Consider the following 23,621-nt stretch of genomic DNA (forward strand, 5'->3'; position numbering starts at 1 on the left):
CCCCACCGCCGCCGTCCTGCACGGGAGCACGCAGCCGCCGATGCTGAACCTGTTCGCCCGCGCGCACGTCAACCGGCTCACCGACCCCGTCGGGCGGGCCCTGATCGACCGTGGTGTCAGCCCGGACACCGTGACCGTGCTCGGCACCGTCGGGGCCGTGACCTGCTCGTTGGCGTTCCTGCCGACCGGCCTGCTGGCCCTCGGCGCGGTGCTGGTCACCCTCTTCGTGCTGACCGACCTGATCGACGGCGCGATGGCCCGCGCCCGCGGGCACGGCACCCCGTTCGGGGCGGTGCTCGACTCCACCTGCGACCGGATCGTCGACGGCGCCCTGTTCGCCGGGCTCGCCTGGTGGGCGCTGAACGGCGGGGCCGAGCCCCTGGCCGGTGCCGCCGCGCTGGTGGCCCTGGTCGGTGGCCAGATCGTGTCGTACGTCAAGGCCCGCGCCGAGTCCGTCGGGCTCACCGCCGAGGGCGGCCTCGTCGAACGCGCCGAACGGCTCATCCTCGGCCTGGTCGGGGCGTTCCTGTCCGGCATCGGGGTGCCGTGGGCGCTGACCGTCACCCTCGTCGTGCTGGCGATCGGGACGGCGGTGACCCTCGGCCAGCGGATCCTGGCGGTGCGGCACAGCTCCCGCGAGGCACCGCGTGCCTGACCTGCGGACGCGCACCACCGACGCGTTGAGCGCCGCCGGGTACGCGGCGGGCTGGCGGGTCGCGGGGCGGCTCCCGGCCGGCGTCGCCGGACGGGTGTTCGACGCAGGCGCCGCGCTCGCGGTCCGCCGCGACGGCCCCGGGGTGCGACGGCTGCGGCACAACCTGCGCCGGGCCCGTCCCGACGCGACCCCCGCCGAGCTCGACGCACTGGTCGCCGCCGGGATGCGCAGCTACGCCCGCTACTGGCGCGAGGCGTTCGCACTGCCCGGCCTCGACCCCGCCGCGGTGCACGCCGCGATGCACCCGCACGCCCACGGCGTCGCCGGCGCGCTGGCGGCCACCCGGTCCGGGCGCGGGGTCGTGTTCGCCCTCCCGCACGCCGGCAACTGGGACCTCGCCGGGCTCTACCTGCTGCGCGAGCTCGACCGGCTCGGGCTCGAACCGGCGCTGACCACCGTCGTGCAGCGGCTGCGTCCCGAGCCGCTGTTCCGCCGGTTCCTCGCCTACCGGCGCGCGCTCGGGTTCGAGGTCGTGACCGCCGACGACCCTCGCGCCGCGCACCGAGCGCTGACCGGGCGGCTGCGCCGCGGCGGGGTCGTCTGCCTGGTCGCCGACCGCGACCTGACCGGCACCGGGACCGGCGTGACGTTCCTCGGAGGGCCCGCCCGGCTGCCGTCCGGCCCGGCGCGGCTCGCCCGGCTGACCGGCGCCGCGCTGCACCCGGCCTACCCCTACTTCACCGACGACGCCTGGGGCGTCGAGGTCGGCGTGCCGGTCCCGCCCGGTCCCGGCGCCGTCCAGCACCTCGCCGACGCGTTCGGCGACATGATCGCCCGCCGTCCGTGGGACTGGCACATGCTCCAGCCGGTCGGCACGGGATGAGGATCGGGATCGTCTGCCCGTACTCCCTCGACGTCGCCGGGGGAGTGCAGCGTCACGTCCTGGACCTGGCAGCCGCGCTGCGCACGCTCGGGCACACGGTCGAGGTCCTGGCCCCGACGACCGGCACCGCGCCCGAGTTCGTCACCCCGGCCGGGCGGGCCGTCGGCGTCCCCTACAACGGCTCCGTCGCCCGCGTCGCGTTCGGCCCGCTGACCCGCCACCGCACCCGGCGCTGGCTCGCCGCGCACAACTTCGACGTGCTGCACGTCCACGAGCCCACGACCCCGTCGGTGTCGGCGCTCGCGCTGCTCGACGCCCGCGGACCGGTCGTCGCGACCTTCCACACCTCCACCGAGCGGTCCCGGGCCCTCGCCGCGTTCGGACCCGTGGCGCGCCCCCTGCTGGAGCGGGTCACGGCGCGGATCGCGGTGTCGGCGACCGCCCGCCGGGTCCAGGTCGAGCACCTGGGCGGGGACGCCACCGAGATCCCCAACGGTGTCGACCTCGCCCGGTTCGCCCACGGGCCGGCACTGGACCTGCCGCCCGCCGTGCGGGTCGGCTACGTCGGCCGCTTCGATGAGCCGCGCAAGGGCATGCCGGTGCTGCTGGCCGCGCTGCGCCGGGTCGTCGCCGACCGCCCGGACGTGCGGTTGCTCGTCGTCGGCCGCGGCGACGGCGACCGGCTGCGGCGCGCCGCGGGACCGGGCCTGGCGGGCCGGATCGACCTGCTCGGGCCGGTCGACGAGGCGACCAAGGCCGCCGCGCTGCGCTCGGTCGCGGTGTTCTGCGCACCGCACCGCGGCGGGGAGAGCTTCGGGATGGTGCTGACCGAGGCCATGGCCGCGGGCGCCCCGGTGCTGGCCGCTGACCTCGAGTCCTTCCGTGCCGTGCTCGACGACGGCCGCGCCGGTGCACTGTTCCCACCCGGCGACGACGCCGCCCTGGCCGCCGCGCTCACCCGCCTGCTCGACGACGGGACCGCCCGCGCCCGGTTCGCCGCCGCCGGGCGGGACCGGGCGCAGCGCTACGACTGGCCGGTCGTGGCCTCCGACGTGCTGCGTGTGTACCGGGCCGCGATCGCCGGCGCGCCACGGCCGCTCGTGCGCGGGGGCGCGCGGTGAGCGCGGCCGTCGTCGCCGGGGGAGTGGTCCTCGCGACGCTGCTGGTGGCGGCTCTCACCCTGTGGTGCGTGACACGGGTCCGGCGCCTGCACCGCCTGCACGTGCGGGTCGACGCCGCCCGGGCCGGGCTCGCCGCGGCGCTGGACTCCCGGGCCCGGGTCGCGCTCGCCGTCGCCGACGCCCTCGGTCCCGCCGCACCGCCGGACCTGCGACAGGCCGCCGTCGCCGCGCGGGCACTGCCCGCTCCGGCCCCGGACGGCCGGGACCCGGCCGGGAGCCGCGCCGCCCGCGAGGCCGCGGAGAACGCCCTGACCAGGCAGCTCGCCGTCGTCGGGCGGGGGCCGGGCCGGCCGGGGCCCTGTGACGACCTCGCCGATGTCGAGGCACTGGTCGTGCTGGCCCGCCGGGTGCACAACGACGCCGTCCGCGACACCCGTGCCCTGCGGTCCCGGCGGCTGGTACGGATGCTGCGGCTGCACGGCACCGCACCGGAGCCGGTGTACTTCGAGATCGCCGATCCGGAACCGCCGCGTTCACCTGCGCGACCTCACGTAGAATCGCCACGCAGTCCGACCGTCATGTGAGGAGCTCCGATCACCCGTGTCCGCAGCTGAGAACACCCCCGACACCGCCGGTCCGCAGCACGGCACCGCGCGGGTGAAGCGCGGGATGGCCGAGATGCTGAAGGGCGGCGTGATCATGGACGTCGTCACCCCGGATCAGGCCAAGATCGCCGAGGACGCCGGGGCCGTCGCCGTCATGGCCCTGGAGCGCGTCCCGGCCGACATCCGTGCCAACGGCGGCGTGGCCCGCATGTCGGACCCGGACATGATCACCGGCATCGTCGAGGCCGTGTCCATCCCGGTCATGGCGAAGGCCCGCATCGGCCACTTCGTCGAGGCCCGGGTCCTGCAGTCCCTCGGCGTCGACTACATCGACGAGTCCGAGGTGCTGACTCCGGCCGACGAGGCCCACCACATCGACAAGTGGAGCTTCACCGCCCCGTTCGTCTGCGGTGCCACCAACCTCGGTGAGGCCCTGCGCCGCATCTCCGAGGGCGCGGCGATGATCCGCTCGAAGGGTGAGGCCGGCACCGGCAACGTCGTCGAGGCCACCCGGCACATGCGCTCGATCCGCGCCGAGATCGGCCGGCTCGCCTCGCTCGACGCCGCCGAGCTCTACATCGCGGCCAAGGAGCTGCGCGCCCCGGTCGAGCTGGTCGCGGAGGTCGCCCGCACCGGGAAGCTGCCGGTCGTGCTGTTCACCGCCGGTGGCATCGCGACCCCGGCCGACGCCGCGATGATGATGCAGCTCGGCGCCGAGGGCGTGTTCGTCGGCTCCGGCATCTTCAAGTCCGGCGACCCGGCGCAGCGCGCGTCGGCGATCGTGAAGGCCACGACCTTCCACGACGACCCCGAGATGATCGCCAAGGTCTCCCGCGGTCTCGGCGAGGCCATGGTCGGCATCAACATCGCCGACATCCCCGAGGAGCAGCGCTACGCCGCTCGCGGCTGGTAAGCACCCCCGCTCCGCCCCGAGAGCCCCGTCCGGCATCCCGCCGGACGGGGCTCTCGTCGTTCCCGGCCCCGCTGCCGCACAGGTTCCGTACGCGCCGCACGGGTCCGGACCCGTGCGGCGCGTACGGAACCCGTGCGGCGGGGGACGGGGCCGGGTACGGGCCACGGTCCGGTGACCCGATCGGTCCCTCGGACGCGTGAGGTGTCCGTTCCGGCCACGTTCTGCGGTCGCTCGGTGGAGGGGTTGCCTACTCGATGTGGTGACACAGGTGCTCGTGGTGACTCTGTGGCATCTAGCGTTCCGTGGGGATCAGGAGACCACTGTTGCGGAGGAGCCTGATGGGACGCTCTGTGAGAGTCGTGGCGATCGCCGCCGCGATGTTGATCAGCTTTCCGGCTGCGGCGTTCGCGGACACGGGGGACGGCCGACCGGGTGCGACGACGACCGCGGACTGCCCCACGACGGGTACCGCCCCGGGTGGGGGAGCCGGTTCGGGTGATCCGGCCACCGGTGGTGACAGACGCACCGGGTCGGGGAAGCCCGGCGCCTCCGCCGCCCCCGGGGCGGCCGGGCCCGAGGGGGACGGGCCGGGGGGCGATGACGGCGGCTCGGGCGGCGACGACTCCGGCTCCGGCGGCCACGGGGGATCGTCGGGATCGGGCGGCTCGGGGAACGACGCCGGGTCCGGTTCGGGTGACGACGGTGGCTCCGGCTCCGCCCAGGGCTCGGGTTCCGGTGGGGACTCCGGCGACACGACATCGGGCGCGGGCGACTCCGGCACCGGCGACAAGAAGCAGGACTCCGCCGATGACCGGCAGCCGGGCGGAGACCAGGGTTCCGGCGACGACCACGGCTCGGGCGGAGACCAGGGTTCCGGCGACGACACGACCCCCGACACGGGCTCGGGCAGTGACACGACTTCGGGCGACGACACGACTTCGGGCGACGACACGACTTCGGGCGACGACACGACTTCGGGCGACGACACGACTTCGGGCGAGGACGGCGCTCCGAGCGGCGACCGCGGTCCGGCCGGCGACCAGGGCGGTCCGGCCGGCGACCGGGGCGGCTCGGCCGGCGACCAGGCCGGCGCCCCGGGATCACCCGCTGACACGACCTCGGCGAACGCGACCCCGGGCACCGCGTCCGGTGGCGCCGCGACCACCCCGGCCGACGAACCGGCCCCCGGTGCGACCCCCGCCCCCGTGGACTGCACAGCCCCGGCAGCCCCGGCGGCCCCGGAGGCCCCGGAGGCCCCGGAGGCCCCGGAGGCCCCGGCGGCCCCGGCGGCCCCGGCGGCCCCGGCGGCCCCGGCGGCCCCGGCCTACCCGGGCGCGGCGACCACCGCCGCCGTCGCGCACGGCTGGGGTGAGCCCACCAAGGTCGACGACTTCGACGGCGACGCCCTCTCGGGCTGGAGCCCCTACGACGGACCAGGCCACGCCGGCAAGGGGGCTCGTTCCCCGTCGGCGATCTCGGTGAAGGACGGCCTGCTGACCATCGACGGCGACGCCGACGGCACCACCGGCGGCATGGCCTGGTCCGACGGCAGCCAGAAGTACGGCCGCTGGGAGGGCCGGGTGCGGGCGCCCGCGTCGGACCCGTCGTACAACGCGTTGCTGCTGCTCTGGCCGACCGCCGAGAACTTCCCGGTCGGCGGTGAGATCGACTTCATGGAGATGACCGACCACACCCGGCAGAAGACCAACCTGTTCCTGCACTACGGCGAGGACAACTCCCAGGTCCAGGGTTCGGTCGACATCGACGCGACCCAGTGGCACAACTGGGCGGTCGAGTGGACGCCGAAGGGTGTGACCGCCTTCGTCGACGGCAAGCAGTGGTGGCACACCGACGACACGTCGGTCCTGCCGCCCGGGCCGATGCACCTGACGATCCAGCTCGACTGGTTCCCCAAGGGCGGCGGCGCCGTGAAGCCCTCGGAGATGCAGGTCGACTGGGTCCGCCAGTACGCCCTGCCCGAGTCCGAGAAGGGCGGGGACGACTCCGGCGACGCGGGGGGCAACGACGAGGGGCTCCTCGACGGACTGCTGCACCGCATCACCGAGGGCGGGCCGGACCGGGAGCCCGGCTCGGCGACCCGCGGGGCGAGCGGTACCTGATCAGCGGTACTCCATGACCATCACCGCGGTCGCACCCGGGGTGAGCGCGCGGTAGGAGTGCGGGCGGTCGGCGGGGAACGTCAGATGGTCCCCCGGGTCCAGCTCGATCTCCTCGCCCTCCGGCCCGATCACCCACCGGCCCGCCGACACCACCACGTGCTCGACGGTGCCGGGGGAGTGCGCGTCGGCGGCCCGGGGCGGCCCCGGCTCGCAGGTGGCCAGGTGCAGGTCGCGGCGCGCCCCCGGCGGGCACGGGGACAGCAGTGCTCCGGTGTAGGCGGCCTCCTCCGACCGGATCGCGGGACGGTCGGCGAACCGCACCACCCGCACCGGCAACGACGGCGGCTCCACCAGCGCGCTGAACGGGACCCCGGCGACGACCGCGATCGCCCAGAGCGTCTCCACACTCGGGTTGCCGGTCCCCGCCTCCAGCTGCGACAACGTCGACTTCGCGATGCCCGCCCGGCGGGCGAGCTCGGCCGAGGAGATGCCGAGGCGCTCCCGTTCCCGGCGGATGGCCGCCGCGATCGTCGCGAGCGGTGGCTCAGGCGTTCGATTCATCGGTCTCCTCGTTCGACTTGACGAACACAGCCGCTGTTGTTCACTGTATCGGGCATGCGTTCGATACAGCGAACGACCCGCGGGGACGTCCGCGACGCCGTCACCATCTCGGTGGCCGTCGCCGTCGTCGGGGTCTCCTTCGGCGCGCTCGCACCGGCCGCCGGGTTGTCCCCGGCCATGACGATGGCGATGTCGCTGCTCGTGTTCGCGGGCGGCGCCCAGCTGCTCGTCACCGGAGTGCTGGCCGCCGGGGGCGGTGTGTGGGCCGCCGTCGCCGCGGGGCTGGTGCTCAACCTGCGGCACCTGCCGTTCGGCCTGGCCCTGGCCCGTCACCTGGGCGGTGGTTGGGCACGGCTGCCCGCGGCGCACGTCGTCACCGACGAGTCGACGGCGTTCGTCCTGGCCCGTACCGACGTCCCCGGGCGGGGATGGCGCGCGTTCCGCATCCTCGGCGTCGCGAAGTACCTCTGCTGGCAGCTCGGCACCGCGGCCGGTCTGGTGCTCGGGGCGAGCGTCCCGGACCCGGCCGCGTTCGGGCTCGACGCCGCCTTCCCGGCCGCGCTGCTGGCCATGCTCGTCCCGATGCTGCGCCGGGTCGACGCCCGTCGGGTCGGCGCGGCCGCCGCCACCCTGTCGCTGGCCTGCGCGCCGTTCCTGCCCGCGGGCCTGCCCGTGCTGGCCGGCCTGCTCGGCGTCGGGGCGGCCGGCCGGACCAGGGGGGAGCAGCCGTGACCGTCGCCGCGCTGCTCGTCCTCGCCGGCGGGACCTACCTCATGCGGCTGCTGCCGCTGGTCCTGCACGACCGGGTCGCCCTGTCCCCGCGCACCGTGCGCCTGGTCGAGCTGGGCGCGGTCGGGCTGCTCGTCGCGCTCGTCGCGACCGGCACCTGGTTCGAGGGGGCCGGGTTCGCCGGCTGGGCCCGCCCGGCCGGGGTCGCCGTGGCCGCCGGTGCGCTGCTGCTCCGGGTGCCGTTCGTGCTGGTCGTCGTCCTCGCCGCGGCGACGACGGCCGGGCTGCGGCTGGCCGGGATCGCCTGAGCCGGTCGTCACCCCGGCGCGCGCCCCGCGCCGGGGACCGCGAGGATCGACCCATGCACGTGCTCGTCCTCGGCGCCACCGGCTACGTCGGCTCCCGGCTCGTCCCGCGCCTGCTCGACGCCGGCCACGACGTCCGGGTGCTCGCCCGCACCCCGGGCAAGCTGGCCGCGCACCCGTGGGGGGAGGCGGTCGACGCGGTCCGTGGCGACGCCCGGGAACCGGCCGACGTGCGCCGGGCCTGCGAGGGTGTCGACGCCGTCGTCCACCTGGTGCACGCCATGGACGGCCCCGGCTACGCCGACCGCGACCGCACCGCCGCGCACGCGCTGGCCGACGGCGCCGCCGCGGCCGGTGTACGCCGCATCGTCTACCTGGGCGGGCTGCAGCCCGAGGCCGGCACCCGGCGGGTGTCGCAGCACCTGTCCTCGCGCCGCGAGGTCGGGGACATCCTGCTCACCGGGCCCGTCCCGACCGCCGTGCTGCGGGCCGGGATCGTCGTCGGCACCGGCTCGGCCAGCTTCGAGATGATCCGGCACCTCACCGAGACCGCGATGGGCGGTCCGCTGGTCCTGCCGCTGCCCGACCGCGCCTGGAACCGGATCCAGCCGATCGCCGTCGACGACGTGCTGTACGACCTCGTCGGCTGCCTCGACCTGCCCGCCGGGGTGGACCGGGCGTTCGACGTCGGCGGTCCCGACGTGCACACCTACCGGTCCCTGATGAGCGAGTTCGCCGCCGAGGCAGGACTGCTGCGGCCGTTCCCGGTGCCCGTCCCGCTGTCCGCGCCGCGGCTCACCGCCCGCGCCGTCGCCGCGCTCACCCCGGTCGGCCGCGGGCTGGCCGAGCCGCTGGTCGAGTCCATGCGGCACGAGCTGGTGGCCGACCCCGACGACCTCGCGGCCCTCGACGCGCTCATCGGCACCCCGCCCGGCGGCCGGACCCCGTACCGCACGGCGGTCCGCCGCGCTCTCGACGGCGTCGGCGCGGCCGGGCCGGGGCCGTCCGACCCGCCCGGCACCGGTCCGCTGGAGTGGTCGACGACCGACACCCGCGACGTGGCCGCTCCCGCCCGCGCCGTCTGGTCGGTGATCGAGACGCTCGGCGGCCCGCACGGCTGGTACACCGTCCCGGGCGTCGCGACGCTGACCGGCCACCTCGACGTCCTCGCCGGTGGGCCCGGTGTCGTCCCGCGCCGGCACGGCGACGGCCCGGCCCGGCTCCTCCCGGGTGAGCCCCTGGACCGCTGGACCGTCGAGATCGTCGAACCGGGGCGGCGGCTGGTGCTGCGCGCCGCGGACCGGCTCCCCGGCGACGCCCGGCTCGAGCTCACCGTCGCCCCGACCGACCGGCTGACCAGCCGCTACACCCAGACCCTGCGGTTCACCCCACGCGGGATGGCCGGGCGGCTGGGATGGCTGGCGGCCTACCCGTCGCAGCGCTTCGTGTTCGCCGTGATGGCGCGGACCCTCGCCGGGGTCGCCGAGACCCGCTACCGGCGCGACGTCCGCGCCCTCTGACCCCTCCGGGGTGCCCCCAGGGGAACTCTCGTAGCGCTCTAAGCCACGAGAGTTCCCCTGGGGGCGACGGGGGCGGCGCCTCAGCCCCGGCTGCGGGCCTGGGCCACCTGCTCGGCGCGGTCCTCGGCCGCGAGCCGCGTCAGCTCGGCGCCGGCCTCGGGGTCGCGGGTGAGGTTCTCGCCCGACTCCGGGTCGAACACGTGGATCTTCCGCGCGTCCAGCCAGAACTCGGCGTCGCGGCCCTCCCGGATCCGGCTGGTCGAGTCGATCGACACGATCGCCTGCGTACGCAGCTGATCGGCGTCGAGCTCCCGCGACAGCTCCTTGAGCTTGGTCTCCACCTCGGCCGGGGCCTCGTAGGGGATGTAGGCGTACTGCGAGTCGCCCAGCCACTCGGTCACGTCGACCTTCGCGGTGAAGGTCGACCCGACGTGCTTCTTGGCCTCGTCGACCAGTGACGCGTCCTCGAAGTACTCCGGCCGGATGCCGACCAGCACCAGCTCGCGACCGGCGACCTTCTCGGCGCGCGCGGCGTCGAGCTCGATCGGGCCGAACGGCGTCTCCAGCCGGTTCCCGGCCACGGTCGCGGGCAGGAAGTTCATCGGCGGCGACCCGATGAACCCGGCGACGAACAGGTTGACCGGCTGCTCGTAGAGCTCGCGCGGCGAGGCGACCTGCTGGATGACGCCCTTGCGCAGGACACAGACCCGATCGCCGAGGGTCATCGCCTCGGTCTGGTCGTGTGTGACGTAGACGGTGGTGATACCGAGGCGGCGCTGCAGGCGGGCGATCTCGGTGCGCATCTGCCCGCGCAGCTTCGCGTCCAGGTTGGACAGCGGCTCGTCGAACAGGAACGCGTCGGCGTCGCGGACGATGGCACGGCCCATCGCGACCCGCTGGCGCTGACCGCCGGACAGGTTCGCGGGCTTGCGCTGCAGGTGCTCCTGCAGCTCCAGGACCTTCGCCGCGGTGTCGACCTTCTGCGTGATCTCGTCCTCGGGCGCCTTGGCCAGACGCAGCGGGAACGCGATGTTCTCGAAGACCGACAGGTGCGGGTAGAGCGCGTAGTTCTGGAACACCATGGACAGGTTGCGGTCCCGCGGGGCCTTGTCGTTGACGCGGCTGCCGGCGATGACCATGTCGCCGGAGGTGATGTCCTCCAGACCGACGATCATCCGCAGCAGCGTGGACTTCCCGCAGCCGGACGGGCCGACGAGGATCATGAACTCGCCGTCGGCGATGTCCATGCTCACGTCGTTCACGGCCGGGAAGCCGTCCCCGTACTTCTTGACGATGTTCTTCATCTCGATCGACGCCATGGCCGGTCGGTTCCTCTCTCTGTGTACGGGGTGTCAGCCCTTGACGGCGCCGTTGGTCAGACCGGCGACGATGCGCCGCTGGAACAGCAGGACGAGCACGACGACGGGGATGGTCACGATCACCGCGGCGGCGGCGATCGGGCCGTTCGGCGACTCGAACTGCGAGGCCCCGGAGAACAGGCCCAGCGCGGCCGGGACCGGGCGGGACGCGCCGGTCGAGGTCAGCGAGATGCCGTAGGCGAAGTCGTTCCAGGCGATGAAGAACGCCAGGATCGCGGTGGTGAACACCCCGGGCGTCGCCAGCGGGACGATCACCTTGCGGAACGCCTGCCAGGTGGTGGCGCCGTCGACCTGCGCGGCCTGCTCCATCTCCCACGGGATCTCGCGGAAGAACGCCGACATGGTCCAGATCGACAGCGGCAGGGTCAGCGACAGGTAGGGGATGATCAGGCCGGGCCAGGTGTCGTAGAGCCCGATCTGGCGCCACAGGTTGAACAGCGGCGTCACGATCGAGATGACCGGGAAGATCGCCACCGCCAGCGCGGTCGACAGGATCAGCTTCTTGCCCCGGAAGTCGAGCCGGGCGATCGCGTAGGCGGCGAACATCGACAGCACGCACGCCAGGAACGTCGCGATGATGCAGATGCCGAAGGAGTTGCGCAGCGCGGGCAGGAACAGCCCGGCCGCGTCCCCGACGAGGATCTGGGAGTAGTTGTCCCACGACACCGAGGTCGGCAGGAACTGCTTGTTGGCGATGTCGTCGCTCGACTTCAGCGACAGCGACACGATCCAGCCCACCGGGAACAGGGCGTAGACGACGATCGCGATGCCGGCGACGATCCAGAGGACTCTCTCGCGGGTGGACATCACTTCTCCCCTCGGGCCTGGGACAGGTCGACCTTGAACCCCTTGATGAACCCGATGCAGATGATCACGACGGACAGGAACAGCAGCACCGACACCGCGGAGCCGAGCCCGATCTCGACGCGGGCGATGGTCTGGCGGTAGGCCAGGAACGACACCGTCTCGGTGCTGTTCGCCCCGGCCGTCATCACGAACACCGAGTCGAACACGCGGAACGCGTCCAGGGTCCGGAACAGCAGGGCGACCATGATCGCCGCCTTCATGTTCGGGAGGGTGACCTTCCACATCCGCTGCCACCAGGTCGCGCCGTCGACGCGGGCGGCCTCCTGCAGCACGTCGGGCACCTGGGCCAGACCCGCGAGCAGCAGCAGCGAGATGAACGGGGTGGTCTTCCAGATCTCGGCCAGGCAGATCACGAACAGCGACGAGCCGGTCGAGCCGAACCAGTCGGTGTCGGCCGAGATCCCGGGCAGCCAGCCGAACCAGGAGTTCACGAAGCCCGAGTCGAGGGAGAACGCGTACTGCCAGGCGAACGCCGACACGACCGTGATGACCGCGTAGGGGATCAGGATCGCGGCGCGCAGCACCGGCCGGATCGCCCTGAGCGCGTTCATCATGACCAGCGCCAGCAGGAAGCCCAGCACCAGCTCGACCGCGACGGTGACCACGGTGATGAACACCGTGACGCCGAAGGAGGTCCACCAGATCGAGTCGGTGAGGATGACCGCGTAGTTCTTCAGGCCGACGAAGGAGATGTTGTCCGGGTCGGTCAGCCGGTAGTCGAACAGCGAGTAGTAGACGGCCTGGATGATCGGGTAGGCCGTCACCAGCAGCATCACGGCGAACGCCGGGCCCGCGAGGTACCAGCCGAGCTTCTGCTCGGCCCGGCTGCGGTCACTGGCACCGCGCGGGGCCGGGGAGGCCCCGGTCCCGGTCCCGGGCCGCTCGGTCGTCGTGGTCACAGCAGCTCCTCCTTGGCGAGGACCGCCTTGATCAGCGCGGCGGTCGCGGGGCCGACGGTCGGCGGGTCGATGCCCGCGGTCGGGTGGTAGGTGCGCTGGATGGACTCGGAGACCTCGCTGTAGTACGCCGTCTGCGGGCGCGGCTTGGCCTGCTGCAGCGACTGCGCGATGACCGGGGCCATCGGGAACTGCTCCACCACGTCCGGGTCGGTGAACACCGAGATCCGGGCGGCCGGGTTGCCGTTGGTGAGGAAGTACTGCTTCTGGTTCTCGGTCGAGGTGATGCACTCGGTGGCCTGGTAGGCCAGGTCGGTGTGCTTGCTGAACGCGCCGACGCCGAGGTTGATGCCGCCGTAGGGCGGGGCCGAGGGCCTGCCGGCCTCGGTCTGCGGGTAGAGCGCCCAGCCGAAGTCGTCCGGCGTGGACTGCGGGACGGTCCCCTCCTCGACGGCGCTGTTGACCTTGCCCCACACGAACGGCCAGTTCACCTGGAACATCGCGTCACCGGACTGGAAGGCGTTGGAGTTCTCGTCCTCGGAGTTGGTCGAGAAGCCGGGACCGCCGACGGCCGAGACCGCCTTCATGATCTCGGCAGCCTTCGTCGCGGCGGGGGAGTCCAGGCCGAGCTGGACGCCGTCGGGGTCCTGCGGCGAGGCGTTGGTGACGATCTGCCCGCCGCCGCCCTCGACCAGCGCGTTCAGCCAGACGGTCAGCGACTCCGCGCGGATGCCCTGCGCGGCGATGATCGAGTTCTTGGCCTGCGCGGTCGCGACGACCTGGTCCCAGGTGACCGGCTTCGACAGGTCCAGCCCGGTGCCGGCGACCTGCGACTTGCGGTACCAGAGCAGCTGGGTGTTGGCCCAGAACGGCACCGTGACCAGCTCGCCGTTCCAGCTCGCGCCCTCCTTCGCGGAGTTCACGATCCCGGCGGTGGTCCGCTGCGCGACCTCCTCGGGCACCGGGGCCAGGAACTTCGCCTCGGCGAACTCGGGGATGTAGGGCGGGTCGATGGACATGATGTCGATCGAGCTGTCGTTGGCCGCGAGCCGGCGGATCAGCTGCTGACGCTGCTCCGCGGACTGGCGCGGCAGCACCGACACCGCGATCCGGTACTGCCCGTTCGACGCCGCCGAGCAGCGCTGGGCGATCTCCGCCTGCCCTCCGTCGTCGGGGTTGATGTACCAGTTGAGGACCGGCGGGCCCGCGGGTGCGCCTCCGCAGCCCGCCAGCAGGGCGAGGGCGACGGTGGCCGCACCGGCGGCCAGCGTCCTCCTCCACCGTGTGCGACGCATGGTCAACTCCGAACTCCCGTGTCCGATACCGCTGCTGTGTCCTGTCGCTCGCCGGCGACGTTGGAAGCGTTTCCAACCGAGACTGTGGGCCTTTCACCCAGGAGTGTCAAGACTCACATCGGTCAGGCTGGTAGCCGACGATCCTTACTGATCGACAGGCGATGGTCCAGCGCAGTCGGATAACATCCGCTCTTGCAATCGCTTCCAGCTTTGGGCATACATGTGTCGTGCCCGAACCGGTCAACCTGGCCGACGTGGCCCGGCTGGCCAAGGTCTCACCGGCCACCGCGTCACGCGCGCTCAGCGATCACCCCCACGTCGCCGAGGCCACCCGCGCCCGCGTGTGGGAGGCCGCGCGCGCCCTGGAGTACGTCGTCAGCCCGGATGCCTCCGGCCTCGCGCGGGGCACCACGGGGCGGATCGCCGTCGTCGTCCCGCACCTGTCGCGGTGGTGGTTCGGGGCGGCGCTGGAGGGCTTGTCCGACGTGGTGCGCGAGGCCGGGCGCGACGTGCTGCTCTACCACCTGGGCGACGCCGCGGCCCGGCGCGCGTTCTTCGCCGAGCTGCCCGCCCGCCGGCGGGCCGACGCCGTCGTGCTGCTGGGGTTCGGTGTCGACGACGCCGAGCGCGCCCGGCTGGAGAGGATCGGCGTCGGCATCGTGTCGGCGGGGACCCGGATCGGCAACCACCCCTCGGTGTCGATCGACGAGTACGTCGCCGGTCGCCAGGCCGTCGACCACCTGCTCCACCTCGGACACCGGAGGATCGGGATGATCGTCACCACCGACCCGGAGCTCGACCCGGGCCAGCCCGAGGGTCGTGCCGCCGCCTGCCGGACGGCGCTCGCCGACGCCGGCGTGGCACACGACCCCGCCCTGACGGTGAGCGTGCCCTGGAGCCCGGAGGGCGGGGCGCGGGCGATGGGGGAGCTGCTCGGGCTGTCCGACCCGCCGACGGCGGTCTACGCCCACACCGACGAGGTCGCCCTCGGCGCCGTCGGCACGCTGCGCCGGGCCGGGCTCGCGGTGCCCGGCGACGTGTCGGTCATCGGTATCGACGACCACCCGCTGGCCGCGCTGACCGATCTGTCCACCGTGGCCCAGCCGGCGGCCGAGCAGGGTGCCGTCGCGGCCCGGATGGCGCTGGCGACGCTGGCCGGCGAGCCGGTCGAGCCGGTCGCGACCCTGCCGACCCGGCTGGTCATCCGCGGCTCCACCGCCCCACCGGCCCGCGGCGTGCGGGGGGTGTCCTGAATGGACGCTCCGCCGGAGCTGGTGCTGCGGGCCCCCGGCCCCGAGCTGATCGCGCTGCCCTGGAACGAGCCGCTGGAACGGTGGGACGAGATGCGGGTCCCGCTGCGCGACATGGAGGTCGGCCCCAGCCGGCACCTCGTCCGTTTCGTCGAGGCCGACGGTGCACTGTGGGCGCTCAAGGACATGCCGGAGCGGATCGCCCGTCGCGAGTACGACGTGCTGCGGCGCCTCGAGCACCAGTGCCTGCCCGCGGTCCGCCCGGCCGGGCTGGTGAACCAGCCGGCGCACGAGACCGCGATCCTGGTGACCCGCTACCTCGCCGGGTCCTGGCAGTACCGCAGGCTGTTCCTGCGGCTGCCCCCGAACCGGCCGCGGCACCGCGCCCGGCTGTTCGACGCGATGATCTCGCTGCTGGTCGAGCTGCACCGGCACGGCGTGTTCTGGGGGGACTGCTCGCTCAACAACACCCTGTTCACCCGCGACGGGCAGACCCTGCAGGCCTTTCTCGTCGACGCCGAGACCAGCGAAGTGCACCCGGACGGCCTGTCCGACGGTCAGCGCGAGCACGACGTGACGATCCTGGTCGAGAACATCGCCGCCGGGATGATCGACCTCGCGACCTCGCTGGAGCGCCCGCCGGAGATGATCCCGCAGCTCATCGACGAGGCGACCGCCCTGCCCGAGCGCTACCGGGAGCTGTGGGAGGCGCTGCACACCTCGCCGGTCTTCGCCTTCGGCGACCGCTACCGCGTCGAGGGCGCCATCCGCGAGCTCAACGACCTGGGCTTCGCCGTCGACGAGGTGTCCCTGCTCCCGATCGGCGACGGCCGGTCGCGGCTGCACATCGCCGTCGGCGACCGCAACTACCACTCCGAGACGCTGCGCAGGCTGACCGGTGTCGGCGTGGGGGAGGGCCAGGCCCGGATCCTGCTCGGCGACCTCAACGCCCACCGCGACTGGATGCAGCGCCGCACCGGTCAGGAGGTGTCGGAGCGCGCGGCCGCCCGCAGCTGGATCGACCACTGCCTCGAGCCCGGATCGGCCCGCGCGCACGCCGCGCTCGGCGGTGCCGGCGATCCGGTGCAGGCGTACTGCGACCTGCTGGAGGTGCGCTGGCTGTTGTCCGAACGGGCCGGCGCCGACGTCGGCAACGAGACCGCGCTGGCCGCCCTCGGCGGGCACGCCCCGACCGACTCGGCGGCCAAGATGGCCGTCGCCGACGCCCCCACCGGGCCGCTGCCGCGGATCCCCGCGGACGACGCCGACGAGCGGTGACGCGCGTCGTCACATCGTTGACGCCACGGTAACCACACGCCCGGCGGTACTGTTCCGGGCCGTGTCCATTCCCGGTCCCGGTTACGCCATCACCGCACGCGTCGACGCCCCCGCCCACCCCACCTCGGCCGGTGACCTCACCGCCGCCGTCGGCCAGGTCGGTGGCGTCGTCACCGCCTTCGACGTCGTCGAGGCGCGCACCGAGAGTCTCGTCGTCGACATCTCGGTCAACGCCCGCAACACCGAGCACGTCGAGGAGATCAAGACCGCCATCGAGCAGCTCGAGGGCTTCTCGGTCCGCAAGGTCTCGGACCGGACCTTCCTGCTCCACCTCGGCGGCAAGATCGAGGTGCGGTCCAAGGTGAGCCTCCGCACCCGTGACGACCTGTCGCGCGCCTACACCCCGGGCGTCGCGCGGGTGTCGATGGCGATCGCGGAGAACCCGTCCGACGCCCGGCGCCTGACGATCAAGCGCAACACCGTCGCCGTCGTCACCGACGGGTCCGCGGTGCTCGGCCTGGGCAACATCGGCGCCGCCGCGGCGATGCCGGTGATGGAGGGCAAGGCGGCGCTGTTCAAGCAGTTCGCAGGAGTCGACGCCTGGCCGGTCTGCCTCGACACCCAGGACACCGAGGAGATCATCCGCACCGTCCAGCTGATCGCCCCCGGCTACGGCGGCATCAACCTGGAGGACATCGCCGCGCCGCGCTGCTTCGAGATCGAGCGCCGGCTGCGCGAGCTGCTCGACATCCCGGTCTTCCACGACGACCAGCACGGCACCGCCGTCGTCGTCCTCGGCGCCCTGCGCAACGCGCTGCGCGTGGTCGGCAAGAAGTTCTCCGACATCCGCGTCGTCGTCTGCGGCGTCGGCGCGGCCGGGTCGGCGATCATCCGGCTGCTCGGCTCGGAGCAGACCGCCGACGTCGTCGCGGTCGACGTGGACGGCATCGTCCACACCGGACGCGAGGGGATGGACGACAACCTCGTCTCGATCGCCGCGCAGACCAACAAGGACGGCAAGCAGGGCACCCTGGCCGACGCGCTCGTCGGGGCCGACGTCTTCATCGGGGTCAGCGCGCCGAACCTGTTCGGCGCGGACGAGCTGCGGACCATGAACGACGACTCGATCGTGTTCGCACTGGCCAACCCGGACCCCGAGGTCGACCCGACGCTGGCGATGCGCCACGCCGCCGTCGTCGCGACCGGCCGGTCGGACTACCCGAACCAGATCAACAACGTGCTCGCGTTCCCCGGTGTGTTCCGCGGGCTGCTCGACGCCCAGGCGCACGACATCACCGACGAGATGATGCTCGCCGCGGCCGAGGCGATCGCCGACGTCGTCGCCGAGCCGAACCCGTCGTTCATCGTGCCGAGCGTGTTCGACACGAGCGTGGCCCCGGCCGTCGCCGAGGCGCTGCGCGGTGCCGCCGCGAAGCAGGCGAAGCGCGGCGAGGTCGAGGCGGGCTGACCGGCTCACCGGGGGACGACCACCCCGGGCGGCGCGGGCACGGGGACGTGCTCGGCGGGGGAGGCCGCCGCGGCGACGAGCACGGCCAGCACCGCCGTCGTCCCGAGCGCGAACCGGCGGGGTCGCGGCACGCGCACCGGGCGCGCCGGGGCGTCCGGCACGGGCACGGCCGCCACGAACGCGGCCGCGGCGTCGTCGAGGCCCCGGCCCTCGGCGGCGGCGGCACGGACCGCGCCCGCCGTCGCGACCGGGAGCGGCAGCTCGACGGTGGTCGCGACCGGGATCGGCAGCCGGTGCACCCCGATCCGGTAGGTCCGCGCCAGCCCGCTGCGCTCCGGGTCGCCCAGCGCGGGCCCGCAGAACAGCACCAGCGGTGCCCCGGCGCCGGCCCGCCAGCCGTGCTCGCCCTCGACGACGAGACCCCACAGCGCGACGCAGCCCAGCACGGTGCCGGGACCGAACCCGACGCCGCCGACCCGGGCCGGGTCGCGGACCGCGTGCACACCGCAGGTGCAGGCCGGGTCCGGTGCCTCGTGTCCGCGCAGCTCGCAGTGCGCGGCGAGGGCGCCACCGGGCGGCCACTCGGTGGCCACGTGCAGCGGGGAACGCAGCCGCGGCGCGGTGGCCGGGCCCGCGACACGCCAGCACCGCCAGCCGACGACGACGCCCGCGACGTCCGGTGCGGCGCCGTCCGACGGTGTGCTCAGCGCGGGGCACACACCGGTTCACCGGCCCGGTCGGGGACCCGCCGTGGCATGCCGTCCGGGGCCGGCGCGGCCGGTGTCGCCGCCCCATCGGTCGGCGGGTGCGCCGGCGCCCGGTCCGGGTCGCCCGGCGCAGCCAGGGGTTCGGCCCGGAAGACCCGCACCGTCGCTCCGATGTCCATGACGCCCCACCCCCGTGTGCCCGGGCGGGGCCGTGCCCGGCACCGCGCGAAGGCCCAGGATCCGTCCTGCACCCCGGGGCGCGGCACCGCCGTACGGTGCCGCGGCTCACCCCCGGACGGGCGGTTACCGCAGGTCGCACGGGTCTAGGCTGACGTGCATGGCGGTGAGGATCGGTGTGCTGGCCCTGCAGGGCAACGTCCGCGAGCACGTGGCGGCGCTGACCGCGGCGGGCGCCGAGGCCGTGCCGGTCCGCCGTGCGTCCGAGCTGGCCGCGGTGGACGGCATCGTCCTGCCCGGCGGCGAGTCGACGACCATGTCCAAGCTGCTCGACACCTTCGAGCTGCTGGAGCCGCTGCGGGCCCGGCTCCGCGACGGGCTGCCCGCCTACGGATCGTGCGCCGGCATGATCCTGCTGGCCGAGGAGATCCTCGACGGCCGCCCCGACCAGCACCAGCTCGGCGGGCTCGACGTCGTCGTGCGGCGCAACGCCTTCGGCCGCCAGGTCGACTCCTTCGAGACCGATCTGGACTTCACCGGGCTCATCGGTGGTCCGGTGCACGCGGTCTTCATCCGCGCCCCGTGGGTGGAGAAGACCGGCGGCGACGTCGAGGTGCTCGCCTCCGTCCCGGACGTCACGAGCGCCGGTGCCGACGCGGGTGAGGCGGCCGGGCGCGCGGTCGCGATCCGGCAGGGCCCGGTGCTCGCCACGTCGTTCCACCCCGAGCTGACCGGGGACCGGCGGGTGCACGCGCTGTTCGTCGACATGGTGCGCGCCGCAGGCTGACCCCCCACGGGGGTGGGGGATACCCCAGGTCCACCGGGGGGAGCGCCGTGTGGGCCGGCCGGCCCGGCCCGGGGACCCTGGAAAGCATGACCACCACCGTCGTGCCCAGCGGGTCGCGCCCCGTCCTGCCCTCCGCGGTGGACCTCAGCGTCGCGCTGTGGCTCGGCGCCATCCTGGCCGGGCTCGCCGAGTCCCTGGTCCGGCTGGCCGCACCGGTGCCGCCCACGACCGGGGAGCTGGCCGTCCGCGCCGGGATCTACCTGGTCCTGGGCGTGGTCGTGCTGCAGCTGCGCTCCGGGCACGGCGTGTACCGGTGGACCGTCCTCGGCGTGCTCGGTGTACTCGGGACGGCCTCACTGGTCGTCGAACCGGTGCGCGCCCTCACCGACGGGGGCTCGGTCGGGCTGTTCCTGGTGTCCGCGACCGCGCCCGAGCTCGTCGCGGCGGCGCTGCGCGGTCTGCACGTGGCCGAGGTGGTCGGCGCCGTCGTGCTGCTGTTCCACCCCGCCGCGCGGGCCTTCTACCGGACGACCTCACCCTCGACGACGGTCGTCGCCACGCCTGCGGGGATCCGGTAGCGGATCAGCCGGGAGCTGTTCGCGACGACCGCGACGCTGGAGGCGTTGTGCAGGATCGCCGCGACCACCGGTGACATCGCCCCGCCGGCGGAGACCAGCAGCCCGGCCGCGTTCACCGCGATCGACATGCCGTAGTTCTGCCGGATCAGGGTGATCGAGCGCCGCCCAAGGTCACGCAGGTCGAGCAGCGCGTGGAGGTCGTCGGCGGCGAGGGCGACGTCCGCGGTCTCGACCGCCACGTCGGTCCCGGCCACGCCCATCGCGATCCCGATGTCGGCCAACGCCAGCGCGGGGGCGTCGTTCGTGCCGTCGCCGATCATCGCGACGGTGTGGCCCTCGGCCTGCAGCGCCCGGACCACGTCCTGCTTCTGCTCGGGCATGACCTCGGCGCGGTACTCGGTGATGCCGAGCTCCTCGGCGACGGCCTTCGCGGTCTGCGGGTGGTCGCCGGTGAGCATGACGATCCGGGTGACGCCGTCGGCACGCAGCCGTTCCAGCACGTCGCGGGCCTCGGTCCGCACGGTGTCGCGCAGCGAGACCAGGCCGACCAGCGCGCCGTCGACGGCGAGCAGCAGGGGCGTCTCCGAGGCCTTCTGCAGTCGCCGCACCCAGTCCGCAGCCTTGCGCGGGACCGTGACGCCCTGGGCGCGGAGCAGGTCGCGTGAGCCGATGAGCAGTACCCGTCCGTCGGCCTGGACCCGCATGCCCTGGCCGAGCAGGACCTCGCACTCCTCGTGCGGCGGGATCTCGATCCGCCGCTCCTCGGTGGAGCGGATGACCGCCTGTGCCAGCGGGTGCCGGGAGTGGATCTCCGAGGACGCGGCGTAGGCCAGGACCTGCTCGGGCGCCCAGTCGTCGTGGAAGGAGATGACGTTGGTGACGACCGGGCGGCCCTGGGTGAGGGTGCCGGTCTTGTCGAACACCACCGCGTCGACCCGGCCGGCCGCCTCGAGGTGCGCGCCGCCCTTGATGAGGATGCCGCGCCGCGCGCCGTTGCCGATCGCCGCGGAGATCGCCGTCGGGGTGGACAGGCCGACCGCGCACGGGCAGGCGATGAGCAGCATCGTCATCGCGCGCCGCACGTCGCGGGTGACGACCAGGGTCAGCGCCGAGAGCAGGAACGAGGCCGGCACGAACCGGCGGGAGAAGTTCTCGCCGACGGTCTGGATCGGGGCCCGGTCGCCCTGGGCCTGCTCGACCCGGTCGATGATCCGCCCGATCGCGGTGTCCTGCCCGACGGCGGTGGCGCGCACGACGATCCGGCCGCGCAGCAGCACCGACCCGGCGTGCAGGACGGCCCCGGGGGCGACCGAGACGGGCAGCTGCTCGCCGGTGATCGCGGCCTGGTCGACCACGCCCTCCCCGTCGACGACCTCGCCGTCGACCGGGAGCACGATCCGCTCGTGCACCACGACCTCGTCGCCCACCGACAGGTCGGCGATGTCGATCTCGATCTCGGTGCCGCCGGCCAGCCGGGTCCAGGTACGGGTGGTGGCGCCGGTGAGGAGCTCGGAGATCGCGCGCCGGGAGCGGCGCAGCGTCAGGTCCTGCAGGTACTCGCCGATGTTGAGCAGCCACAGCACGGTCAGCGCGACGACGTTCTCGCGCAGCACGAGACTGGCGACGGTCGCCGCGGACACGAGAGCGTCGGTGCCCGCGCCCTTCCCGCCGGCCAGCGAGCGGAGCGCGCCGCGCAGGAACGGGTAGCCGGTGAAGATCGTGACGCCGGTGGCGACGGTGCGGCTGGCCGGCCCGAGCAGCGGCGGGCGGCGCAGCGCGTAGCGGCGGAAGCCGAGTGCGGCGAGCGCGACCCCGCCGACGACCAGCCGGGCCAGTTCCCCGTTGTGCTGGTCGGCCGAGCGAGGGGTGCGGGCCGCGGTGGCCTCGGGCTCGGCGCCCAGACCCTTGCCGATGGCCTCGACGAGTTCGACCCGGTCGCAGCCCGGGCGGTACCAGACGACGACGTTGCCGGTGCGCGGGTAGGCGTGCACCTGCCGCACCCCGCCGACGTGGTCCAGCTCGTCCTCGACGGCCACGGCGAGCGCGGTCCGCCCGCGCAGGGCCGGGACGGCGAAGCGGATGCGGCCCGCGGCGTCGCTGAGGACGGTGGCGTCCGGGCCGGCGGTGTCGGTGCTCACGGTCTCGCTCGTCTCGCTCGTCGTGCCCGGAGGGCCGGGATCAGTGCTCGTGGCCGTGCCCGTGGCCGTTGCCCGGGGCGGGGGCCTCCTCGCCGATGCGGCCGCGGGCCTCGGCGACGATGTCGGCGGTCGCCAGCCGGGCCTTCTCGGCGCCGGTCTCGGCGGCACGGGCGCCCTTGAGGCCCCAGGTGGTCATCGAGACGGCGGCCTCGCGGACGGCGCCGGAGCGCGCGACCTTCTTGACGCCGTCGTAGGCGACCGCGCCGGCCAGCCCGCTCACGACGAGCCCCACGGCCTTGCCTGCCACTGCTCCGAACACGTGCGCTCCTCTCGCGACCGGCGCCCGGTGCAGGTGCCGATAACGGTTGTCAGCGTAGTCCGCGCCGGGTTCCCGGCGGGACGTGGTGGCGAAGCATAGTCGATCTTGCATGTGTCGGTGACGGGGGGCGTGCGCGGGCCCGGCCCGGCGGGGAGCCGCGTCGTCGGTAACATTGACGGGTTCCCGCAGGTCGGCCCGACCGCAGCTCGCGCTGCGGGGCGTCGGACCTGCCCCTCACCGCGCGTCGCGTGCGCGGTGCGAGCACGAGAGGTGGGCAGACGAGCCGATGAGCGGTCACTCCAAGTGGGCGACGACCAAGCACAAGAAGGCCGTGATCGACGCCCGCCGCGGCAAGATGTTCGCCAAGCTGATCAAGAACATCGAGGTCGCGGCCCGGACCGGCGGCGGTGACCCCGACGGCAACCCGACGCTCTACGACGCCATCCAGAAGGCGAAGAAGAGCTCGGTCCCGAACGACAACATCGACCGTGCGGTCAAGCGTGGTTCGGGTGCCGACGCCGGAGGCGCCGAGTACCAGACGATCACCTACGAGGGCTACGGCCCGAACGGGGTCGCGGTGCTGGTCGAGTGCCTGTCCGACAACCGGAACCGGGCGGCGACCGAGGTCCGGACGGCGATGACCCGCAACGGCGGCACCATGGCCGACCCGGGGTCGGTGGCGTACCTGTTCCAGCGCAAGGGCGTCGTGGTGCTGCCGAAGGCCGAGCTGTCCGAGGACGACGTGCTGATGGCCGTCCTCGACGCGGGTGCCGAGGAGGTGAACGACCTCGGCGAGAGCTGGGAGGTCGTCTCCGAGCCGACCGACGTCGTCGCGGTGCGGACCGCGCTCCAGCAGAACGACATCGACTACGACTCCGCGGAGGCGGTCTTCGTGCCGTCGATGCAGGTCGAGCTGGACGCCGACGGTGCGAAGAAGGTCTTCAAGCTGATCGAGGCGCTCGAGGACTCCGACGAGGTCCAGAACGTCTACGCCAACTTCGACGTCTCCGACGAGGTCATGGCCGAGGTCGGCTGAGGTCGCCCCGGCAGGTCCGTACGCGGCCGCGTCC

23 protein-coding genes are annotated in these 23,621 nt (G+C 73.9%); 15 read left to right on the forward strand and 8 right to left on the reverse strand.

Features of this window, described 5'->3' with window-relative positions; all coding sequences use genetic code 11:
- Positions 1-40: 40 nt before the first annotated feature.
- The 6 genes from pgsA to DMP15_RS14390 all read left to right on the forward strand — a co-directional run bounded on the left by pgsA (position 41) and on the right by DMP15_RS14390 (position 6,297).
- The gene (pgsA, locus tag DMP15_RS14365) at positions 41-655 is read left to right on the forward strand and encodes a phosphatidylinositol phosphate synthase (protein ID WP_073574633.1); all 615 of its coding nucleotides are present in this window, start codon (positions 41-43) and stop codon (positions 653-655) included.
- Positions 648-1,538 carry a phosphatidylinositol mannoside acyltransferase gene (locus tag DMP15_RS14370; RefSeq protein ID WP_304580059.1) on the forward strand — a complete coding sequence of 297 codons (891 nt, stop codon included), beginning with the start codon at positions 648-650 and terminating at the stop codon, positions 1,536-1,538. Before pgsA ends, DMP15_RS14370 begins: the two co-directional genes overlap by 8 nt.
- Complete coding sequence (locus tag DMP15_RS14375; protein ID WP_337826018.1) at positions 1,535-2,659, forward strand: glycosyltransferase family 4 protein; 1,125 nt, start codon at positions 1,535-1,537, stop codon at positions 2,657-2,659. Before DMP15_RS14370 ends, DMP15_RS14375 begins: the two co-directional genes overlap by 4 nt.
- Positions 2,656-3,243, forward strand: a complete 588-nt coding sequence (locus DMP15_RS14380) for an NUDIX hydrolase (RefSeq protein WP_337826019.1) — start codon at positions 2,656-2,658, stop codon at positions 3,241-3,243. Before DMP15_RS14375 ends, DMP15_RS14380 begins: the two co-directional genes overlap by 4 nt.
- A gap of 16 nt (positions 3,244-3,259) precedes the next feature.
- The gene (pdxS, locus tag DMP15_RS14385; RefSeq protein ID WP_073574636.1) at positions 3,260-4,177 is read left to right on the forward strand and encodes a pyridoxal 5'-phosphate synthase lyase subunit PdxS; all 918 of its coding nucleotides are present in this window, start codon (positions 3,260-3,262) and stop codon (positions 4,175-4,177) included.
- Between the two features lie 1,205 nt (positions 4,178-5,382).
- Positions 5,383-6,297: a glycoside hydrolase family 16 protein gene (locus DMP15_RS14390; protein ID WP_337826020.1), complete on the forward strand. Its 915-nt coding sequence runs from the start codon at positions 5,383-5,385 to the stop codon at positions 6,295-6,297.
- On the opposite strand, the gene DMP15_RS14395 is transcribed toward DMP15_RS14390, so the two are convergent.
- Positions 6,298-6,858, reverse strand: a complete 561-nt coding sequence (locus DMP15_RS14395) for a helix-turn-helix domain-containing protein (RefSeq protein ID WP_337826021.1) — start codon at positions 6,856-6,858, stop codon at positions 6,298-6,300.
- A 54-nt stretch (positions 6,859-6,912) separates the two neighbouring features.
- On the opposite strand from DMP15_RS14395, the gene DMP15_RS14400 reads away from it, so the two are divergent.
- Genes DMP15_RS14400 through DMP15_RS14410 form a run of 3 tightly spaced genes read left to right on the forward strand, consistent with a single transcriptional unit; the run spans position 6,913 to position 9,412 of the window.
- The gene (locus DMP15_RS14400; RefSeq protein ID WP_073574639.1) at positions 6,913-7,590 is read left to right on the forward strand and encodes an AzlC family ABC transporter permease; all 678 of its coding nucleotides are present in this window, start codon (positions 6,913-6,915) and stop codon (positions 7,588-7,590) included.
- The gene (locus DMP15_RS14405) at positions 7,587-7,895 is read left to right on the forward strand and encodes an AzlD domain-containing protein (protein WP_062395725.1); all 309 of its coding nucleotides are present in this window, start codon (positions 7,587-7,589) and stop codon (positions 7,893-7,895) included. The genes DMP15_RS14400 and DMP15_RS14405 overlap by 4 nt, the downstream gene beginning before the upstream one ends.
- A 53-nt stretch (positions 7,896-7,948) precedes the next feature.
- Positions 7,949-9,412 (forward strand): DUF2867 domain-containing protein, encoded by a 1,464-nt coding sequence (locus DMP15_RS14410; RefSeq protein WP_337826022.1) that lies wholly within the window; start codon positions 7,949-7,951, stop codon positions 9,410-9,412.
- Positions 9,413-9,492: 80 nt separating this feature from the next.
- Here the strand turns inward: DMP15_RS14410 and DMP15_RS14415 are convergent, their stop codons facing one another.
- The 4 genes from DMP15_RS14415 to DMP15_RS14430 are packed head-to-tail and all read right to left on the reverse strand — an operon-like array spanning position 9,493 to position 13,849.
- Positions 9,493-10,731: an ABC transporter ATP-binding protein gene (locus tag DMP15_RS14415; protein WP_073574641.1), complete on the reverse strand. Its 1,239-nt coding sequence runs from the start codon at positions 10,729-10,731 to the stop codon at positions 9,493-9,495.
- Between the two features lie 33 nt (positions 10,732-10,764).
- Positions 10,765-11,598 carry a carbohydrate ABC transporter permease gene (locus DMP15_RS14420; RefSeq protein ID WP_073575270.1) on the reverse strand — a complete coding sequence of 278 codons (834 nt, stop codon included), beginning with the start codon at positions 11,596-11,598 and terminating at the stop codon, positions 10,765-10,767.
- Complete coding sequence (locus tag DMP15_RS14425) at positions 11,598-12,557, reverse strand: carbohydrate ABC transporter permease (RefSeq protein ID WP_073574642.1); 960 nt, start codon at positions 12,555-12,557, stop codon at positions 11,598-11,600. Before DMP15_RS14425 ends, DMP15_RS14420 begins: the two co-directional genes overlap by 1 nt.
- Positions 12,554-13,849 carry an extracellular solute-binding protein gene (locus DMP15_RS14430; protein ID WP_073574643.1) on the reverse strand — a complete coding sequence of 432 codons (1,296 nt, stop codon included), beginning with the start codon at positions 13,847-13,849 and terminating at the stop codon, positions 12,554-12,556. Before DMP15_RS14430 ends, DMP15_RS14425 begins: the two co-directional genes overlap by 4 nt.
- 227 nt (positions 13,850-14,076) lie before the next feature.
- Here DMP15_RS14430 and DMP15_RS14435 point away from each other — a divergent pair, with 227 nt between their 5' ends.
- From DMP15_RS14435 to DMP15_RS14445, 3 genes are all read left to right on the forward strand, one after another.
- Entirely contained in the window at positions 14,077-15,102 is a 1,026-nt protein-coding gene (locus tag DMP15_RS14435) for a LacI family DNA-binding transcriptional regulator (RefSeq protein WP_217266863.1), read from the forward strand.
- Positions 15,103-16,377, forward strand: coding sequence for a DUF4032 domain-containing protein (locus tag DMP15_RS14440; RefSeq protein WP_073574644.1), 1,275 nt, complete (start codon positions 15,103-15,105; stop codon positions 16,375-16,377). It begins immediately after the preceding gene.
- Positions 16,378-16,438: 61 nt separating this feature from the next.
- Positions 16,439-17,845, forward strand: coding sequence for an NAD-dependent malic enzyme (locus tag DMP15_RS14445; protein WP_337826023.1), 1,407 nt, complete (start codon positions 16,439-16,441; stop codon positions 17,843-17,845).
- A gap of 5 nt (positions 17,846-17,850) precedes the next feature.
- Here the strand turns inward: DMP15_RS14445 and DMP15_RS14450 are convergent, their stop codons facing one another.
- Positions 17,851-18,564, reverse strand: coding sequence for a hypothetical protein (locus DMP15_RS14450; RefSeq protein WP_337826024.1), 714 nt, complete (start codon positions 18,562-18,564; stop codon positions 17,851-17,853).
- A gap of 325 nt (positions 18,565-18,889) precedes the next feature.
- Here DMP15_RS14450 and pdxT point away from each other — a divergent pair, with 325 nt between their 5' ends.
- Together pdxT and DMP15_RS14460 are read left to right on the forward strand one after the other, a co-directional pair.
- On the forward strand, positions 18,890-19,516 hold the full coding sequence (pdxT, locus tag DMP15_RS14455; RefSeq protein WP_073574646.1) for a pyridoxal 5'-phosphate synthase glutaminase subunit PdxT: 627 nt from the start codon (positions 18,890-18,892) through the stop codon (positions 19,514-19,516).
- 86 nt (positions 19,517-19,602) lie between these two features.
- Positions 19,603-20,094 (forward strand): hypothetical protein, encoded by a 492-nt coding sequence (locus DMP15_RS14460; protein ID WP_073574647.1) that lies wholly within the window; start codon positions 19,603-19,605, stop codon positions 20,092-20,094.
- Here the strand turns inward: DMP15_RS14460 and DMP15_RS14465 are convergent.
- Positions 20,037-22,232 (reverse strand): heavy metal translocating P-type ATPase, encoded by a 2,196-nt coding sequence (locus DMP15_RS14465; protein ID WP_073574648.1) that lies wholly within the window; start codon positions 22,230-22,232, stop codon positions 20,037-20,039. The two genes, DMP15_RS14460 and DMP15_RS14465, sit on opposite strands and share 58 nt — an antisense overlap.
- Positions 22,233-22,272: 40 nt before the next feature.
- Complete coding sequence (locus DMP15_RS14470; protein WP_224402295.1) at positions 22,273-22,551, reverse strand: DUF1490 family protein; 279 nt, start codon at positions 22,549-22,551, stop codon at positions 22,273-22,275.
- A gap of 286 nt (positions 22,552-22,837) precedes the next feature.
- Here DMP15_RS14470 and DMP15_RS14475 point away from each other — a divergent pair, with 286 nt between their 5' ends.
- Positions 22,838-23,587: a YebC/PmpR family DNA-binding transcriptional regulator gene (locus DMP15_RS14475; RefSeq protein ID WP_073574650.1), complete on the forward strand. Its 750-nt coding sequence runs from the start codon at positions 22,838-22,840 to the stop codon at positions 23,585-23,587.
- The last annotated feature ends 34 nt before the right edge of the window (positions 23,588-23,621 follow it).

Origin of the sequence: Pseudonocardia sp. UM4_GMWB1 (genome assembly GCF_017312155.1) — a bacterium.
Classification (GTDB): Bacteria; Actinomycetota; Actinomycetes; order Mycobacteriales; family Pseudonocardiaceae; genus Pseudonocardia; species Pseudonocardia alni.

What these genes read in the sequence shown, in the direction of transcription:
- DMP15_RS14410 (WP_337826022.1), top strand. Translation starts at nt 7,949, where the DNA reads ATGCACGTGCTCGTCCTCGGCGCCACCGGCTACGTCGGCTCCCGGCTC.
- DMP15_RS14420 (WP_073575270.1), bottom strand. Translation starts at nt 11,598, where the DNA reads ATGTCCACCCGCGAGAGAGTCCTCTGGATCGTCGCCGGCATCGCGATC.
- DMP15_RS14375 (WP_337826018.1), top strand. Translation starts at nt 1,535, where the DNA reads ATGAGGATCGGGATCGTCTGCCCGTACTCCCTCGACGTCGCCGGGGGA.
- DMP15_RS14440 (WP_073574644.1), top strand. Translation starts at nt 15,103, where the DNA reads ATGGACGCTCCGCCGGAGCTGGTGCTGCGGGCCCCCGGCCCCGAGCTG.
- DMP15_RS14475 (WP_073574650.1), top strand. Translation starts at nt 22,838, where the DNA reads ATGAGCGGTCACTCCAAGTGGGCGACGACCAAGCACAAGAAGGCCGTG.
- DMP15_RS14400 (WP_073574639.1), top strand. Translation starts at nt 6,913, where the DNA reads ATGCGTTCGATACAGCGAACGACCCGCGGGGACGTCCGCGACGCCGTC.
- DMP15_RS14415 (WP_073574641.1), bottom strand. Translation starts at nt 10,731, where the DNA reads ATGGCGTCGATCGAGATGAAGAACATCGTCAAGAAGTACGGGGACGGC.
- pgsA (WP_073574633.1), top strand. Translation starts at nt 41, where the DNA reads ATGCTGAACCTGTTCGCCCGCGCGCACGTCAACCGGCTCACCGACCCC.
- pdxT (WP_073574646.1), top strand. Translation starts at nt 18,890, where the DNA reads ATGGCGGTGAGGATCGGTGTGCTGGCCCTGCAGGGCAACGTCCGCGAG.
- DMP15_RS14395 (WP_337826021.1), bottom strand. Translation starts at nt 6,858, where the DNA reads ATGAATCGAACGCCTGAGCCACCGCTCGCGACGATCGCGGCGGCCATC.
- DMP15_RS14430 (WP_073574643.1), bottom strand. Translation starts at nt 13,849, where the DNA reads ATGCGTCGCACACGGTGGAGGAGGACGCTGGCCGCCGGTGCGGCCACC.
- DMP15_RS14460 (WP_073574647.1), top strand. Translation starts at nt 19,603, where the DNA reads ATGACCACCACCGTCGTGCCCAGCGGGTCGCGCCCCGTCCTGCCCTCC.